The organism is Parageobacillus caldoxylosilyticus (assembly GCF_019272935.1).
Lineage (GTDB): Bacteria > Bacillota > Bacilli > Bacillales > Anoxybacillaceae > Saccharococcus > Saccharococcus caldoxylosilyticus.
In genome coordinates this window covers 2272447-2290253 of the sequence record NZ_CP040553.1, presented here as the reverse complement: position 1 = coordinate 2290253, position 17807 = coordinate 2272447, and the positions used below count along the sequence as shown (strand labels likewise).

Annotated in this window: 18 protein-coding genes; 2 read left to right on the top strand and 16 right to left on the bottom strand. The window is 44.7% G+C overall.

Going from position 1 to position 17807, the window contains the following annotated elements:
• Positions 1-82 precede the first annotated feature (82 nt).
• Positions 83-769: a YhcN/YlaJ family sporulation lipoprotein gene (locus BV455_RS11570; protein WP_061580396.1), complete on the top strand. Its 687-nt coding sequence runs from the start codon at positions 83-85 to the stop codon at positions 767-769.
• 60 nt (positions 770-829) lie between these two features.
• On the opposite strand, the gene lipA is transcribed toward BV455_RS11570, so the two are convergent.
• On the bottom strand, positions 830-1726 hold the full coding sequence (lipA, locus tag BV455_RS11565) for a lipoyl synthase (RefSeq protein ID WP_042409015.1): 897 nt from the start codon (positions 1724-1726) through the stop codon (positions 830-832).
• Between the two features lie 168 nt (positions 1727-1894).
• On the opposite strand from lipA, the gene BV455_RS11560 reads away from it, so the two are divergent.
• Positions 1895-2911: a M23 family metallopeptidase gene (locus BV455_RS11560; protein WP_042409018.1), complete on the top strand. Its 1017-nt coding sequence runs from the start codon at positions 1895-1897 to the stop codon at positions 2909-2911.
• A 38-nt stretch (positions 2912-2949) separates the two neighbouring features.
• On the opposite strand, the gene BV455_RS11555 is transcribed toward BV455_RS11560, so the two are convergent.
• The 15 genes from BV455_RS11555 to sufC form a co-directional block, all read right to left on the bottom strand.
• Positions 2950-3657, bottom strand: a complete 708-nt coding sequence (locus BV455_RS11555; protein WP_017434786.1) for an ABC transporter ATP-binding protein — start codon at positions 3655-3657, stop codon at positions 2950-2952.
• A gap of 1 nt (position 3658) precedes the next feature.
• Positions 3659-4438, bottom strand: coding sequence for an ABC transporter ATP-binding protein (locus BV455_RS11550; protein ID WP_017434785.1), 780 nt, complete (start codon positions 4436-4438; stop codon positions 3659-3661).
• A complete protein-coding gene (locus tag BV455_RS11545; protein ID WP_061580394.1) occupies positions 4413-5387 on the bottom strand; it encodes a branched-chain amino acid ABC transporter permease in 975 nt (324 codons plus the stop codon). Before BV455_RS11545 ends, BV455_RS11550 begins: the two co-directional genes overlap by 26 nt.
• 16 nt (positions 5388-5403) lie before the next feature.
• Entirely contained in the window at positions 5404-6282 is an 879-nt protein-coding gene (locus BV455_RS11540) for a branched-chain amino acid ABC transporter permease (protein WP_061580393.1), read from the bottom strand.
• A gap of 85 nt (positions 6283-6367) precedes the next feature.
• Positions 6368-7555: an ABC transporter substrate-binding protein gene (locus BV455_RS11535; protein ID WP_061580392.1), complete on the bottom strand. Its 1188-nt coding sequence runs from the start codon at positions 7553-7555 to the stop codon at positions 6368-6370.
• Between the two features lie 321 nt (positions 7556-7876).
• Positions 7877-8632 carry a sporulation protein YunB gene (gene yunB / locus BV455_RS11530; RefSeq protein ID WP_061580391.1) on the bottom strand — a complete coding sequence of 252 codons (756 nt, stop codon included), beginning with the start codon at positions 8630-8632 and terminating at the stop codon, positions 7877-7879.
• A gap of 73 nt (positions 8633-8705) precedes the next feature.
• Positions 8706-9008 (bottom strand): YunC family protein, encoded by a 303-nt coding sequence (locus tag BV455_RS11525; RefSeq protein WP_017434780.1) that lies wholly within the window; start codon positions 9006-9008, stop codon positions 8706-8708.
• A gap of 56 nt (positions 9009-9064) precedes the next feature.
• Positions 9065-10456 carry a bifunctional metallophosphatase/5'-nucleotidase gene (locus BV455_RS11520; RefSeq protein ID WP_218687217.1) on the bottom strand — a complete coding sequence of 464 codons (1392 nt, stop codon included), beginning with the start codon at positions 10454-10456 and terminating at the stop codon, positions 9065-9067.
• Between the two features lie 14 nt (positions 10457-10470).
• Entirely contained in the window at positions 10471-11289 is an 819-nt protein-coding gene (locus tag BV455_RS11515) for a sulfite exporter TauE/SafE family protein (RefSeq protein WP_061580389.1), read from the bottom strand.
• A 17-nt stretch (positions 11290-11306) separates the two neighbouring features.
• A complete protein-coding gene (locus tag BV455_RS11510; protein WP_061580388.1) occupies positions 11307-12155 on the bottom strand; it encodes a DUF72 domain-containing protein in 849 nt (282 codons plus the stop codon).
• A 188-nt stretch (positions 12156-12343) separates the two neighbouring features.
• Positions 12344-13741 (bottom strand): Fe-S cluster assembly protein SufB, encoded by a 1398-nt coding sequence (gene sufB, locus BV455_RS11505; protein WP_017434776.1) that lies wholly within the window; start codon positions 13739-13741, stop codon positions 12344-12346.
• Positions 13742-13770: 29 nt separating this feature from the next.
• A complete protein-coding gene (gene sufU, locus BV455_RS11500; protein WP_042409038.1) occupies positions 13771-14208 on the bottom strand; it encodes a Fe-S cluster assembly sulfur transfer protein SufU in 438 nt (145 codons plus the stop codon).
• Positions 14198-15418: a cysteine desulfurase gene (locus BV455_RS11495; protein WP_061580098.1), complete on the bottom strand. Its 1221-nt coding sequence runs from the start codon at positions 15416-15418 to the stop codon at positions 14198-14200. The genes sufU and BV455_RS11495 overlap by 11 nt, the downstream gene beginning before the upstream one ends.
• Complete coding sequence (sufD, locus tag BV455_RS11490) at positions 15415-16728, bottom strand: Fe-S cluster assembly protein SufD (protein WP_218687216.1); 1314 nt, start codon at positions 16726-16728, stop codon at positions 15415-15417. Before sufD ends, BV455_RS11495 begins: the two co-directional genes overlap by 4 nt.
• A gap of 17 nt (positions 16729-16745) precedes the next feature.
• Positions 16746-17525, bottom strand: coding sequence for a Fe-S cluster assembly ATPase SufC (gene sufC / locus BV455_RS11485; RefSeq protein ID WP_017434772.1), 780 nt, complete (start codon positions 17523-17525; stop codon positions 16746-16748).
• Positions 17526-17807: the final 282 nt, after the last annotated feature.

Sequence of the window (17807 nt, the reverse complement as noted above, 5' to 3'; positions counted from 1 at the left end):
AACGATGAAACGTTCCCAATCAATTACTGTTATTGAAGTTCAGCAAGAGAATCATCCTAAAGGTGAAAGGGGGGAATTGACAATGAGAAAACCATTGCTTGCCGTCGCGTTGGGTACAGCTGTCACATTAGCAGGCTGTGCGCAGATGGCGCGGGATGACAATACCGATGTATATAAACGGAGCGGCAATACGATGAATGTCACCGACCGTAATGATTTATATAACGAAAATGGAGTGCCGAACGGCGACGATACGCCAATGAACAACTTTGGCTATGTCCGCCACCAAAAAAGCCCTGTTCATGGCGATGTCAATATTTATAACAACATGCCGACCTTTAACCGCGAGCAAGCTGCCGATTTAATCAGCAAGCTCTGTACACAGCTTCCAAACGTGAAAGATGTCGCTACATTGGTAACCGATGAGGAAGTGTTAGTCGTCTATGATGCCGATACAAAAAACCGGAACGAAACGGCAGACCAAGTGAAAAAGACCGCGCTTTCTGTCGTTCCCCGCTATTACCATGTATATGTGGCCGACAATCCACAGCTGATGAGAGACATCGAACGTTTCGGACGTTTGGATTCGAACAGCCGAAACATCGATCAAATGATCGATGCTACGATTCAACAAATGCTAAAATATCCGCAAGGTCGGAAGCTAAGTGACGGAGAAAATGAAAACGGTGAAATGATCAATGAAACAAACGACCGTCTTGACCGCGATTTTCATGACGGAACGCCAAGATCAGCCAAAACAACACGCTAATGTGAAGAAAAAACGGTCTGTCTTCATCATACAGAAGGCAAGACCGTTTTTTCGACGCCTTTATGCTTTCATTTGCCGCGCTGCCGAAGCCGCATTGACTTGTTCATCGGCATGATACGAAGACCGAACAAGCGGGCCGGCTTCGCAATGGGTAAACCCTTTGCTCAAGGCAATTTCTTTTAACTCTTTAAATTCATCTGGATGGTAATATTTTACTACTTTCAAATGTTTTTTCGTCGGCTGTAAATATTGGCCGATCGTTAAAATATCGACATGATTGGCGCGCAAATCATCCATCGCTTCAATAATTTCTTCTTTCGTTTCCCCAAGTCCGACCATGATGCTCGATTTTGTCGGAATATCCGGCTGCAGTTCTTTGGCGCGACGCAAAAATTCCAGCGAGCGTTCATAGGTGGCACGTGCGCGCACTCTCGGCGTCAAGCGGCGCACCGTCTCGATATTATGGTTTAAAATATCTGGGCGGGCATCCATCAATATTTTTAAGTTTTCATATACTCCGCCCATATCGGAAGGCAGAACTTCAATCGTCGTAAACGGGTTTTTGCGGCGGATGGCCCGAACGGTTTCCGCAAACACGGCTGCCCCGCCGTCCTTTAAGTCATCGCGGGCAACAGCAGTGACGACAACGTGTTTTAAGTTCATAATGCGGACAGACTCTGCAACGCGTTCCGGTTCCTGCCAGTCCAGTTCGGTCGGCAGCCCCGTTTTGACCGCACAAAAACGGCAGGCGCGAGTGCATACATTTCCTAAAATCATAAATGTCGCCGTTCTCCGAACTGCCCAGCATTCATGAATGTTTGGACATTTTGCTTCCTCACATACCGTATGTAATCGGTTTTCACGCATCAATTTCTTTAGTTCAGTATAATTTTCATTTGTATTTAACTTTATTTTTAACCACTCCGGCTTGCGAAGATGTTCTTCTTTTGTCGACATTGTTCTCACTCCAATAAGTTTTTATTTACATCTTTCATTATAAAAAAAACAGCTGCCAAACACAAAGAAATTAGCCATTTCCCACCACTTACCGCTTTTTAACATTTATGAAACAAGCAAATCTCCCCAAACTAAATATATGAAATGGACGGAAAGGAGTAGAAACGCGTGTGCCGATGGATATTTATTGTATGGATTGCTGCTATTGTATTAACGGTGCCAAAAGCAACATTTGCCGAAGAAAAAATGGATGAGGACACGATATACGAAAAACGAATGGAGCTGTATAAAAAAGCGGAAGCGGTCTCTCTTATCCCTTGGTATTACTTTGCGGCAATCGACCAATACGAACGAAACGTCCAGCAAGTGCGCCGTGATTTGCCGAAACCTACCGGAGTGCTTGGGATCTATATCAAACCGGAAATTTGGGCCGGCCCGCTAAACAAAAACCCTCATGATACCAATCCGTTTACGATTTCACAATTTGGCGGTCTGGGCATCGACGGCAATGGTGACGGCCTTGCCAATCGCGAGGATGATGAAGATGTGATTTTCGCGATTGCTCGCTATTTGCAAACGTACGGAATCGATCATCAGCATATTAAAATAGCGCTATGGAATTATTACCAGCGCAGCAAAACGGTTGACCTCATTTTAGGCAAAGCAAAAATATATAAAAAGTACCAAACGTTAAAATTAGATGACCATGTATTTCCACTTCCTCTGCATGCTAACTACAGCTATCGCGATACGTGGGGAGATGCAAGAGGCTGGGGCGGACGCCGCATCCATGAAGGCACGGACATTTTTGCCGACTACGGTGTCCCAGTGCGATCGACGTGCTACGGAATCGTCGAATTAAAGGGCTGGAACAAATATGGCGGCTGGCGCATCGGTATTCGCGATATTAATAATACGTACCATTATTTTGGCCACTTAAACGGATTTGCCCCTAATTTGCGCGAAGGGCAGATCGTTGAGCCGGGAACCGTGATCGGCTCGGTCGGCAGCTCCGGCTACGGTCCGCCGGGAACAGCGGGAAAATTCCCGCCTCACCTTCATTACGGAATGTACAAAGATAATGGCTATACGGAATGGTCGTTCGACCCATATCCGCACTTAAAAGCTTGGGAACGCTCGGAAAAACAAAAACGGAAGAAAAATAAGGAGGCCCAACAGAAATGAGCCTCCTTTTTCTATCTCCCGTGCAGTATATTTTTCTTTTAATGTCCTCCTAAATACGCTTTCTTCACCTGTTCGCTTGCATTTAGTTCCTGTGCTGTTCCTGACAAGACGACCCGTCCGGATTCGATCACATAAGCCCGATCGGCTACAGACAACGCCATATGCGCGTTTTGCTCGACTAATAAAATAGTCGTCCCAAAGGAGTTAATTTCTTCAATGATGCGAAAAATGGTTTTCACCAATAATGGCGCCAACCCCATCGATGGCTCATCGAGCAATAGAAGGCGAGGCCGGGCCATTAGGGAACGGCCGATCGCCAGCATCTGCTGCTCACCCCCCGACAAAGTTCCGGCGAGCTGTTTTCTCCGCTCGTAAAGGCGAGGAAACAGATGGTACACTTTCTCGAAGTCTTGCTGAATTTCCTGTTTATCCTTTCTTAAAAAAGCACCTAATTCCAAGTTTTCTTCTACAGTCATATTAGCAAAAATTCGGCGGCCTTCGGGAACATGGGAAATTCCTTGTTTCACAATCGTTTGCGCCGCTTTGCCTGCAATGGATGTCCCTTCGTATAGAATATCGCCCTGCTTCGGTTTTAACAGCCCAGAAATCGTTTTTAGTAACGTGCTTTTGCCGGCGCCATTAGCGCCGATTAAGGTGACGATTTCGCCGTTTTTTACTTCCAGTGAAACACCTTTTAACGCTTGAATATTTCCGTAAAATACATCGATGCTTTCCACTTTTAGCACGTTAAGAAACCTCCTCGCCAAGATATGCCTCGATCACTTTAGGATTATTTCTTACTTCTTCCGGTGTGCCATGCGCAATCAACTGCCCGTGGTCAAGCACATAAATCCGTTCGCATATTCCCATCACGAGAGACATATCGTGCTCAATCAGCAAAATCGTTAAATCAAACTTCTCGCGTATAAAGGCAATCAAGCTCATTAATTCTTTCGTTTCCTGTGGATTCATCCCTGCTGCAGGCTCGTCAAGCAGCAATAGTTTCGGATGCGCGGCGAGAGCTCTGGCGATTTCTAAACGGCGCTGCTGTCCATATGGCAAATTTTTCGCTTTCTCATCCATCACATGTTCGAGCTTAAAAATCTTTAAAAATTCGACCGCTTTTTCTTCTATTTCTTTTTCGCCAGAAAAATGGGAAGGAAGGCGAAAGATGGAGCTAAGAATAGAATGACGGGCGAGAGAGTGATAGGCAACTTTTACATTGTCCAGCACCGAAAGCTCACCAAACAGCCGAATATTTTGGAATGTGCGGCTGATTCCTTTGCGCGTAATTTTATATGGCGGCAGGCCGTTTAGCTTCTCATTGTCGAGCACAATGCTTCCTTCGGTTGGCTCATAGACGCCGGTCAGCAAGTTAAAAAAGGTGGTTTTCCCTGCCCCGTTCGGTCCAATAAGCCCTACTAATTCTCCCTTATTCAACTCCATATTGACGTCAGATAAAGCTTTCAGGCCACCAAATTGAATGCCAACGTGTTCCGCTTTAAGCAACGGTGTTCTTGTTGTCATTTCCAATTCCCCCTTGCACCGCTCTGCGCAGCTTAAAGAAAGATGTTACTTCTTTTGTGCCTAACAATCCTTTTGGACGATACAGCATAACCAAAATAAGAATGATGCTATATATAATCATTCGCGTTTCTGGATAATCCTGAAGGAATGTCGAAACAATGGTTAATAGGATAGCAGCGATCACCGCGCCAGACATGCTTCCTAGTCCGCCAAGCACAACAAAAATCAAAATATCAAATGATTTCAAAAAGCCAAAGTTAGTCGGCTGAATGATATAAAAATGATGAGCATAAAGCCCCCCGGCAATTCCGGCAAAGAAAGAACCTATGACAAAAGCGACCACTTTATAATACGTCGTGTTAATTCCCATAGAATCCGCTGCGATTTCATCCTCTCGAATCGAGATGCAGGCACGTCCATGGGTAGAGTTAGTAAAATTAGCAATGACAATAATGGTGATAAGCAGGCAGGCAAACACCCATGGCCAAGTGGTGAGGTGGGTTACCGTCATACCGCTGGCGCCGCCAACATACTCAATGTTTAGCAGGCTGATTCGTACGATTTCCCCAAAACCAAGCGTAGCAATCGCTAAATAATCTCCCTTTAACCGCAGGCTAGGAATGCCGATGAGGAGGCCTGCAACCGCTGCAGCGATACCGCCAACAAGCAATGCAAGCGCAAACGGCATCTGCAATTTCATCGTCATAATTGCTGATGCATAAGCTCCCACGGCAAAAAACCCGGCATGGCCAATGGAAAACTGTCCGGTAATCCCGATGATTAAATGAAGGCTGACAGCTAGTATAATGTTAATCACCATAAAAAATAACGTATTAACATAAAAGGGATTAAGTATTTCTCCCGATATTAGCACCTGAACCACAACAAAAAGGATCAGCGCCAGTACAATGGAGATCCAAAATCCTATCGTCCGCTTCAAAGTTGCCATCGCTCCCTACCATCCTTTACACTTTTTCTCTTACGTTTTTACCAAATAATCCAGCTGGTCGGAAAATGAGAATCAAAATAAGAATGATAAAAGCGACCCCATCCCGCCAAAGCGAATAACCAAGACCGCTTACGAGCGATTCAATGACGCCAAGCATCAGACCGCCAACCATCGCGCCAGGGATAATGCCGATTCCTCCTAATACTGCAGCTACGAACGCTTTTAAACCTGGAATAATTCCCATCAGCGGGTCGATTTTAGTATAGTAAATCCCGAAAATAACGCCTGCTGCCCCCGCCAAAGCCGAGCCAATGGCAAAAGTCGCTGATATAGTATTATCTACATTAATTCCCATCAACCGAGCTGCTTCTGCGTCATGAGAAACGGCCCGCATCGCTTTTCCGACTTTTGTTTTATGGACGATAAATTGAAGAAGAATCATCAATACAATGGAAACACCAAGAATCAATAATGACTGGCTATTAACGGTTACGCCCAATACTTCAATTTTTTTATCCGGAAGCACTGTGCTAGGATACGCTTCTGGCTGAGCGCCGCGCAGATAAATGGTTCCATACTCAATTAAAAGCGAAACCCCGATGGCAGTGATCAGTACTGCTATTCGCGTAGCGTTTCGCAATGGTTTATAAGCGATTCGCTCAATACATACCCCTAAGATCGCGCAGGAAACCATTGCGAGGAGCAACGCTGAAAAAAAACCTACATGAAAACTGGTGACAGCGTAAAATCCAACAAAAGAACCAATCATAAATACATCGCCGTGCGCAAAATTGATGAGGCGCACAATTCCGTATACCATCGTATAGCCAAGAGCAATCAGTGCGTAGATGCTTCCAAGGGAGATCCCGTTAACTAGTTGCTGAATGAGTTCCATATTTGCACTCTCCTTAAAGAAGACTGTTTCTTTTATCTAGAAAAATTCGGAATAGGGGGACATGCCCCCTATCCACCGCGTGAGATTATGGATTCACTTTTGTTTTAAATTGTTGCTGGCCGTCCTTATATTCGAGAATCGTAGCTGACTTCACTGGATCGTGGTTTTTATCTAGCGTCAATGTTCCCGAAACAAGAGCAAGGTCTTTCGTTTTCGCAAGCGCGTCTTTAATTTTTTCTGGATCTGTGCTTCCAGCACGTTTGATGGCATCAGCGAGGAAATATGCTGTGTCATATCCAAGCGCGCTGAAGGCATCTGGAGATTTATTGTATTTCGCCTTGAATGCTTTTACAAAATCTTGAATTTTTTGATCTGGGTCATTGGAAGAATAGTGGTTCGTAATAAACGTATTGTTCAATGGATCCTTGCCGGCGATTTCCACTAATTTAGGCGAATCCCATCCGTCGCCGCCCATAATCGGTACATTAATGCCAAGTTCACGCGCCTGTTTTACGATAAGACCTACTTCTTCGTAATAACCAGGCAAGAAAATGAATTCCGGATTAGCCGATTTAATGCGGGTAAGCGTGGCACGGAAGTCCGTGTCTTTAGCAACGTAAGCTTCTTCCGCTACAATTTTGCCGCCTTCTTTTTCAAACGCTTCTTTAAACGCTGCGGAAAGACCCTTCGAATAGTCGCTGGAACTATCAATCAGCACCGCTGCAGTTTTCACTTTTAAATCATTGATCGCGAATTTTGCGGCAACTGTCCCTTGGAAAGGATCAATAAAACATGTCCGGAATACAAAATCGTTTACTTTGCCATCTTTATTCGTAATCGTAGGGTTTGTTCCCGTTGGCGTAATTAACGGAACTTTGTTGTCTTGGGCCACTTGGACTTGCGCTAGCGTATTGGTGCTCGTTGCGGCGCCGATAATCGCTGCTACCTTGTCCTGGCTGACGAGCTTGATCGCGCCGTTCGTCGCTTCGGCTGCATCCGATTTGTTATCTACTTTCACAAGCTTCAGTTTTTTGCCATTAATCCCTTCTTTGTTGATTTCTTCAAAAGCAAGTTCTAATCCTTCGGCGATCGATTGCCCATATGAAGCTACCCCGCCAGACAATTCAAGATTGGCGCCGATTTTAATCGTATCGCCGCCTCCTCCGCTGCCGCCAGAGGTGCCGCTCGTCTCCTTCTCTCCTCCACATCCTGCCATGACGCCAGCAGTTAATGCCAGTGATAGAAAAATACTTGCTAATCTTTTTTTCTTCATTCTTTGTCCCCCCACAATAATTTTTCGGAAAATTCAGTTTTGGATGAGCATATGTCTCCTCTTCTTCCCCCACATCCTTTCTAAATGTTTTTCCAAATAACATAATAATAAAACTATTCCCAATTTAATATAATATTACAAAATTTTTTGTTCCCCGTCTAGGTGTTTTCTTCTGTAAATTGAAAAGCTGTTTTGCAGATGAATTGTCTATCAGCAAAACAGCTTAATAAAAACGGCAAACAATAACGTTTTTTATATATAATTTTTCGTTATTGCTGCAAAAAACAACAAATCAATCTCCATATCCACGGCCAATAGTGATTAATGGGATGGCACATGTAAAGAAGGACCAACATTTCCGCCGTTATTATAAAATTGCGGAACCTCTCCTGGAAGCACATGCATCGCGATCGGAATGTCCGTGGTAACCGTTGCGACTTTAGAGGCAAACGGAATCACTACTTGAATATCAACGGAAACGTGAATATCGACTTCAATTAATGCGCTGTTGATACCAAATGGTTTGATTTCCTTCGTTACCTCGGATGCTACATTGCCAATGACTTGAAACTGCACGGGAATACGCGGGCCGAGATTGCCAAGAAGCGAATTGTTCGTGACTTGGCCAAAAGGAATATAGTAAATAATCCCTCTGCTTTCTCCTTTTCCGGATTCCACCTCAGGAAGCACAAGCCTTTCAATTCTCCCTTCTGTTGCCGCTTTTAAGCTTTCCATCACGTAATCGTCCGTCTTTGCCAAAATTCGGTTTATAACAGCAGTGTTAAAATCGACAGAAGCAATTTTGCCATTGGCATCTTTTTGTACGACGACCAAATCGTTTATCTCTTTATTTTCTTTTAAAAATTGCTGTTCGATCGCATTATTAATCACTAAATTAGCAATCCGTTTCGTTTCCGTTTCGGCAATTTCCATTAAAACCGGTTCAATGCTTTTATTGACAATCCAAAGACTAAGAGCGGTAGAAAACATAAAAAACACAAACGTCAGCAAAAACACATAGCGAAACGGAAGCGGTCCTCTTCTTAACAAACGGGGACGAGCGGAAAATCTAGGCAAAATAAAATCCCTCCTTTACAAGCTATATGTATGCTTGAAAGGAAGGGGATAAAGCCAATTGTTATATAATTTTTTACCGCATCTTCAACAAAGCATCTTTTCCTTTCATACCGACCGTAATTCCCAGCTCTTCGGCAGCCACCGTCACCGATTCTAAAGGCGCTTCAAGCAATTGTTCAATCGTGCGGACCCCGACAGCCCTTCCAGCCACAATTCCGCGGTCGCGCAATTTCTCGTTCAGTAACGCCACATCAAGCGCTCCACACATAATGTACCCTTTTTCACTCGCTACGGCAAGCAAATTGGTTTTCGGCAATTGGACAGAAATAGCGATAAATGGATAACCGTCGATCATCATCGGTGTTACGTGAATCATGATAACATCACGCTCCTTTCCCTACTTCAATGTATGAAGCAGAGAAAGATGTGTGCCTATTTCTCTTTCGCCAATTTCCATGCCAGCACGTCCCGCAAAAACTCGGGCATGTAATATTTCTTTTTCGGCGCGTGCTGGATTTGCGGATAAAAATGGCCGATCGTAAACATGTCAATCGTGGCCACCTCATATAATTGTTCCGGATGTAACGGCTCGCCATTGATCGTAATGCGCCGGATATGTTCCGCACCATCTTCTTCTCTTTCCGTCTCGAGCTCAACCCCGTCATAAACCATTTGCCCCATCACTTTGCCGCGAAAACCAAATCCTTTAAATTGTAAGTATTTCATTCTTTCGGTATTTGCTTGTAAAATAATCTCCTTTAATTCCGCGCCACGCAGCTGAACTTTGCAAGGGTTGATCGGATGTGGGCAAATGCGGTGCAAATCTTTTCTAGTGACTATTCCTTTCGGAAGCGGCTCTAACAGAACTCCCGCATTCACCATGCCAATTTCCGCATCGCACCATTCTTTTAATGCTGAAGCGAGCAATTTTGCAAACGGAGACGGCGAAAACCATTGCAACGGCAAGTCTTCCTTTAGCTCAGCAATTTGTTCTGCTTCCAGCTTTTCTAGACTTTGCTGCTCTAATATGAATAAAGTGCGCTGCATTTGCTCCCAATCCGGCAAATCCTCCACATCTACTACGGTCGCTAACGTTTCATATGTATGGCAGTTTTCCTCGATTTCCAGCTTTACTATTCCAATATATTTCCCATATTTTCCAGCTGCACATAGCAACGTATTATTAATTCTTTTTCCTTCTGGAAACAAGTGGTGCGTATGGCCACCCAGAATAATGTCAATGTCCGGCATGGTCTTTGCAATTTTTTCATCCTCATGGATGCCTAAATGCGATAATAAAATGACAAGATCGGCTTGTTTTTTGACTTCTGCCGCAATGCTCTCGAGCATTTCAAGCGGCGGTGCCACTTTCCAGCCAAGCAGCTCATAAGATTCGGCGAAACAAGCCGTGACACCAATAACGCCGATGCGAAATGCATCGGAAATCGGAATGATCGAATAGGGGCGCACCCATGAAGGGCGGGTGCCGTCTTTGTGAAATAAATTGGCGACAAGCACGGAGAAACGAGCGTTTTCATACAGCGTGTTTAAATCTTCGTAATCAAGGGTAATTCCTTCATTATTTCCGATTGTTACCGCATCATACTGAAGTGCATTAAGTAAATCGACATTCGCTTTTCCCCTTGTCGCCTCGGTAATTGGGTGGAAACGGTCGATAAAATCGCCGATGTCAAACAACAACATCGTCTCATTCCGTTGCTGATGTTTCCGTCTTTGCTCAGCCAAAAAATAGGAAATTTGCGGCCAATGCTCAAAATGGCTATGCACATCATTCGTATGATATACATATACTGTCCGTTTCAATGGGCGTCCTCCTCTTATGAAAAGCTTTCGTAAATAAGGCGGATTCCTAAAAGAACAAGCACAATCCGCAAAACGATGACGACAGTTTTGCTGCGCAGCCGCTTATTAATAAATGCACCCGTTTTCGCTCCAAACCAAACCCCCGGAATTAAGGCGAGCGCAAATAACCATTGTACGTTTCCCATAAACACATGTGTAAGCGAGCTAACCAATGAAGATAAAAAGATCATAAACATCGAAGTCGCAACGGCAACGTGAGGCGGGAAGAGAAACAATATCATCATTGCCGGCACCATTAGCGAACCGCCGCCAATACCAAACATGCCGCCGAAAAAGCCAACGACAAAGGAGATGGCAATAGCGACAAACGGATGATACCCATACGTCACCGTTTCTCCTTCATTCGTTACATACGTGCGGGTAATGGGAAACGCCTTCCGCTCTGAACTCCTCGCATTATTTTTGTTAAAAGATAAAAAGAACGATACAGCCACTAAAAAAAGGCCAAAATATAAAGAAAAGTGCTGCAAGCTTAATATATTATTTACCCATGCGCCAATGATCGCCCCCGGGCCGCTTCCAATAAAAAATAAAAGCCCGCTTTGATAATCGACCATTTTTTCCTTCATATACGACAAGGTCGACGACAGCCCATTGAAAATAATAACAACGAGCGAAGTGCCGACCGCCAACTGCGGAGTCACGTGCGGCAGCCAATGCATCGCGCTTAAAAACAACAGCGATGGCACAATAATCACGCCGCCGCCTAAACCGACTAAGCTACCGATCGTTCCTGCCAAAAAACCGACAATGACTAACAGCGCATATTCCATATCGTTCATCCCCAATATTAAAATAAATCAAGCTGTCGTGGTGCTAAATCCGTATATTCAATGCCAAGCAAACGGATCAATTGTTTCGCATTATCCGCCGCATCTCCGCCAGAGTTGTTGTTAAACAGCACATAAATATTTTTCGTCTTCGTTTTTAACATTTCGATGTGGCTGACCCACTCGCGCAGCTCTTCTTCACGATATCGGTACAAATATCGAACAGCGCGCCAGTTTTCCCCGCTTGTCGCCTTATTCCACCCATGGATGTTGCGGCCATGGAAACGAATGAGCGTTTTTTCCGCATCCGTCGGATAGAGAACGGTCGGAATCGATCCTTCCCCCGCCTGCGGTTCGTCACAAATGCTATGAATCCATCCTTCCTCTTTCATAAATTGCAGCGTCTTTGCATAATAACGGGGAGAAAACCAGGAACGGTGGCGAAACTCCAGTGCTGCCGGGATGTTTTTCATTTTCGCCTTGCACCAGCGTAAATACGCGACATGCTCGCGGCGGCAATCAAACCAAGGCGGGAATTGAAACAACACCATCGCTAGTTTTCCCGACTGGATAAACGGCTCAATCGAATCCAAAAACGCGGCAAACATCTCTTCTTTGTCGACATATGGAATCGGGCCGCGTTCATGCCCTGTCATCCCCTGATACGCCTTTACGACAAATTGGAACGAAGAAGGTGTTTCGCGAATCCACTTTTCGACATTTTGCCGTGGCTGAATCGCATAAAAGTAAGAATCGACTTCTACCGTTGGGAAATGCGCCGCATATTCTTGCAGCTTATCTTTTGCGGCAAGTCCAGGAGGATATAGACTGTCATGATCTCCCCAGCCTGTCAATCCTATATAAATCATATGTATCACCTTAGATCATACGCTACTGTCAAGACCGATTATTTTTTGGCTTTAACACTTATATTTATTTTTTATTTTAACTATATCACAATGGCAAAAAATTTGAGAACAACGGAATATTATTACAGCAAGAAATAGAGAAAACCATCCATTCGCCATAGGCAAATGGATGGTTTCGCTAAACGGCATTAACCGATAGAACCTTCCATTTCGAACTTAATGAGTCGGTTCATTTCGACCGCATATTCCATCGGAAGCTCTCTTGTAAACGGCTCAATGAAGCCCATGACAATCATTTCTGTCGCTTCCTGCTCGGAAATGCCGCGGCTCATGAGATAGAACAGTTGCTCCTCCGATACTTTTGATACTTTCGCTTCATGCTCAAGCGAAATATTGTCATTTAAAATTTCGTTATACGGGATCGTATCCGATGTCGATTGGTTATCAAGAATCAGCGTATCGCACTCAATGTTCGAGCGCGACCCCGACGCTTTGCGGCCAAAGTGCACCATTCCACGATATGTTACTTTTCCGCCTTGTTTCGAAATCGATTTTGATACGATTGTCGACGAGGTGTTTGGAGCAAGGTGAATCATTTTCGCCCCTGCGTCTTGGTGCTGTCCTTTTCCGGCAATTGCGATCGATAGCGTTAAACCACGGGCGCCTTCTCCTTTCAGGATGACAGCTGGATATTTCATTGTTAATTTCGAACCGATATTGCCGTCAATCCATTCCATCGTCGCATTTTCCTCACAGACAGCCCGTTTGGTAACCAGATTAAATACGTTGTTCGCCCAGTTTTGAATCGTCGTGTAACGGCAATATGCGCCTTTTTTAACAATAATTTCAACGACTGCGCTATGAAGCGAATTTGTGGTATAAATCGGCGCCGTGCATCCTTCAACGTAGTGAACGTGCGCCCCTTCATCGACGATAATCAGCGTGCGTTCAAATTGCCCCATATTTTCCGAGTTAATGCGGAAGTACGCTTGCAGCGGCGTTTCCACTTTGACTCCTTTCGGGACGTAAATGAACGAGCCGCCCGACCATACGGCTGAGTTTAACGCAGCAAATTTATTGTCAGTAGGAGGCACAACTTTGGCAAAATATTCACGGAATAAATCTTCATTTTCTTTCAATGCCGAGTCCGTATCTTTAAAGATGACTCCCAGTTTTTCCAAATCTTCTTTCATATTGTGGTATACCACTTCTGATTCATATTGCGCCGATACGCCGGCTAAATATTTTTGTTCAGCTTCAGGAATCCCCAGCTTATCGAACGTTGCTTTAATTTCCGCCGGCACTTCATCCCAAGAACGGCCCGATTTTTCTGTTGGTTTTACGTAATACGTAATTTCGTCAAAATCTAAGCTCGATAAATCGCCACCCCATTGCGGCATTGGTTTGCTATAGAAAATATCTAACGCTTTTAAGCGGAATTCCAGCATCCATTGCGGTTCATTTTTCATACGGGAGATTTCTTCGACCACTTCCCGTGTCAATCCGCGCTCCGCACGGAATACCGATACGTCTTTATCGACGAACCCATACTTATATTCGCCGATTTCTGGCGCTTTCTTTGCCATGCGCTTTCACCCTCCTTTTTTCCTTGCCATTAATGATGCTGATGCAATCCTTTTTCCATTGCCTTCCACGCTAACGTAGCGCATTTAATGCGGGCCGGAAACTTGGAAACGCCTTGCAGCGCTTCGATATCGCCCAAGTCGACCGAGCCATCATATTCTTTCCCCTGCATCATATTGGAAAAGATATGGGCTAGCTTTAATGCTTCTTCCACTGTTTTTCCTTTAATCGCCTGTGTCATCATCGACGCCGACGACATCGAAATCGAACAGCCTTCTCCCTCAAATTTCACATCGGCAATTTTCCCGTCTTCTACTTTCATCGTTAAATGAATACGGTCACCGCAGGTCGGGTTATTCATATTGATATCGACGCTGTTTCCTTCTAGAACACCACGATTTCTCGGATTTTTATAATGATCCATAATGACTTGGCGATAAAGCTGATCTAAAGGATTATTAAAAGACATGACCAAAATACTCCTTCGTTTTCTGTAATGCAACGACAAGCTGATCAATTTCCTCTTTTGTATTGTAGAGGTAAAAACTTGCCCGCGCTGTCGCGGTTACATTCAGCCATTTCATCAACGGCTGCGCGCAATGGTGGCCGGCGCGGACAGCGATGCCTTCCGCATCAAGAACGGTTGCTACATCGTGCGGATGAACGCCGTCTATATTAAACGTAACCAATCCGCCGCGTTGTTTCGGACCATAAATGGTCAGCCCGTCTATAGCAGACATTCGTTCTAACGCATATTGCGCCAGTTCATGCTCATGGGCGGCAATATGATCTAATCCGACATCTTCAAGGAAATCAATCGCCGCGCCTAAGCCGATTGCTCCGGCAATAATCGGCGTGCCTCCTTCGAATTTCCAAGGAAGCTCTTTCCATGTCGAATCATACAATTCAACAAAATCAATCATTTCCCCGCCAAATTCCACCGGCTCCATCCGCTCTAATAAATCTCTTTTACCATATAATACGCCAATTCCGGTCGGACCGCACATTTTATGCCCAGAAAACGCTAGAAAATCACAATCAAGATCTTGAACGTCAATTTTCATATGCGGGGCGCTTTGCGCGGCGTCCACCACAACAACCGCCCCATGTTGATGGGCGATTCGCGCAATATCTTTGATTGGGTTAATCGTTCCTAACACGTTGGACACGTGGGCAACAGCAACGATTTTCGTGTTTGCCGTCACCGTTGCTTCTACATTTTTTATATCGATGGTTCCATCCGCTTGAAGCGGAATGTATTTTAATGTGGCCCCTGTCTGTTTGGCTGCCTGCTGCCACGGAATCAAATTGCTATGGTGCTCCATATACGTAATGACAATTTCATCGCCTTCCTGCAAATTGGCGCGGCCATAGCTGGCGGCAACGATATTTAACGCCGCTGTCGTCCCTCTTGTAAAAATGATTTCTTGTGTGGACTTCGCGTTAATAAATCGCCGCACTTTTTCCCGCGCCCCTTCGTACGCATCTGTCGCCTTTGTACCAAGCGTATGCACGCCGCGATGGACATTGGAATTGTACTGACGGTAATATTGATCGAGCGCCTCAATGACAGGAAGCGGTTTTTGCGACGTCGCGGCATTGTCAAGGTATACGAGCGGCTTGCCGTTCACTTCTTGGTCTAAAATAGGAAACAGTTTCCGTATCTCTTTTACATTCATGATTGAACTTTCCTTTCAATAACTTCAATCAATTGTTTTTTCACGCTTTCAATTGGGATCGCCTCAACAACCGGAGCTAAAAATCCGTGAATAATGAGGCGTTCTGCTTCATGTCTTGGAATACCGCGGCTCATTAAATAGTATAACTGTATTGGATCCACTCGGCCGACTGATGCCGCGTGACCTGCCATTACATCATCTTCATCGATCAATAAAATCGGGTTGGCATCGCCGCGCGCTTTTTCACTTAGCATCAAGACGCGCGATTCTTGTTGGGCGTTCGATTTCGAAGCGCCGTGTTCAATTTTTCCAATGCCGTTAAAAATCGATGTCGCGCTGTCTCTCACCACTCCGTGTTTTAAAATGTAGCCTTCCGTATGTTTTCCGTAGTGCACGACGCTCGTCGTAAAGTTTTGCACTTGCTCCCCGCGGCTGACAACAACCGTTTTCGTATCGCCAAATGAACCGTCGCCAATTAGGCGGGTGATGTTTTCGGAAACTGTATCGCCGTCGTTCATTAAACCGAGCGCCCATTCAATGCGGCCATCGCGTGCCGCAGTGCCACGGCGATTGACGTACGTTGTAACTCCTTTTGCCAAGTTATCGACAGCAGCAAAAAATACGCGGGCGTTTGTATTGGCAAACACTTCAGCGACAATATTGACAACCGCTCTGCTCGTTTCTTTCGTGGAAATATAGTTTTCCACATAAATAACACGGCTATTATCTTCCGCAACGACAATGACATGATTAAATAACGCGATATCATCGTTTTCTTGAATATATACCGTTTGCAGCGGAACATCGACTTCGACATTTTTCGGCACGTAGACAAACACGCCTCCATTTAACAACGCCGCATGCAATGCTGTTAAACGATGTTCGTCTACTTTGACGCCGTCTTTCATCAAATATTTTTGCAGCAGCTCTCCATGTTCGCGCGCCGCGGTGAAAATATCGGTGAAAATGACTCCTTTTGCTCTCAAGTCATCCGATAAAGATAGATACGCAGGAGTATGGTCGCGCTGCACATATAGGTTTTTTGTTTCCTCTCCTGCTTCAATCAGCGCTTTTACCGGCTCAGGCAATTCGTCTAACGAAGCATATGGCGCGCTTTCAACAACATGATTGGCAAATTGGGTGAAATTCCATTTGTCGATTTTCGTTTTATCCGGATTCGGCAGCGGCAGCTCTTCTGCTTTGGCAAGAGCTTGTAAGCGAAGCTGTAACAGCCAGTCCGGTTCACCGCGCCCGCTAGAAAACGCGCGCACATATTGTTGGTCGAATGGTATTTTTGTTTCTGTCGTCATAATACTCCTCCTAACGCTTACGCTTCTTGCTCAACCGTTTCGTCTTCGATGCCAAGTTCTTTTTTAATCCAATCGTATCCTTCCGCCTCAAGACGTTGTGCCAGTTCTGGGCCGCCGGATTTCACAATGCGCCCTTGCATCATGACATGCACATAATCCGGTGTAATGTAGTTTAATAAGCGCTGATAGTGCGTAATGATCAGACAGCCAAATTCGCTGCTGCGCATTTCATTAATGCCTTTGGCAACAATTTTTAACGCGTCAATGTCAAGACCGGAGTCAATCTCGTCCAAAATCGCGATTTTCGGCTCGAGCATCATTAATTGTAAAATTTCGTTGCGTTTTTTCTCCCCGCCCGAGAATCCTTCGTTCAAATAACGATGCGCCATATCTGGATTCATTTCCAAGAACGCCATTTTTTCATCCAACTTGCGGATAAACTTCATTAATGAAATTTCATTGCCTTCGCCAAGACGGGCATTAATGGCGGCACGCAGAAAATCAGCGTTCGTTACCCCGCTAATTTCGCTTGGATATTGCATCGCCAAAAACAGCCCAGCGCGCGCTCTTTCATCCACTTCCATTTCTAGCACGTTTTGCCCGTCCAATGTAATGCTGCCTTGTGTTACTTCATATTTTGGATGTCCCATAATCGCGGACGATAACGTCGATTTTCCTGTCCCGTTCGGACCCATGATTGCGTGAATTTCTCCGCCTTTTACTTCCAGATTCACGCCTTTTAAAATTTCTTTTCCTTCTACCGATACGTGAAGATCTTTGATCGTCAACACTGCCATGCAGAATACCTCCAATTTTCGCTGAAAATTGTATATATCAGTGTACCACTGATTTTCTTGCCTTTCATTCTCATTTTATTCTCATTACAATCTTATAACAAATGAAAAGTATTAGCAACCTTTTGGGCACAATCTCACTATGTTCATAGTGAAAATTATTATAATGGCAATTGCGTATTATTTTACACGAACAGCGTATTATTTGCGTGCCATCAACTTAGATCGGAAAAATTTACGTCACTAACAAATTTTTCAGACGCTATAAAAAAGACTCCTATGTCG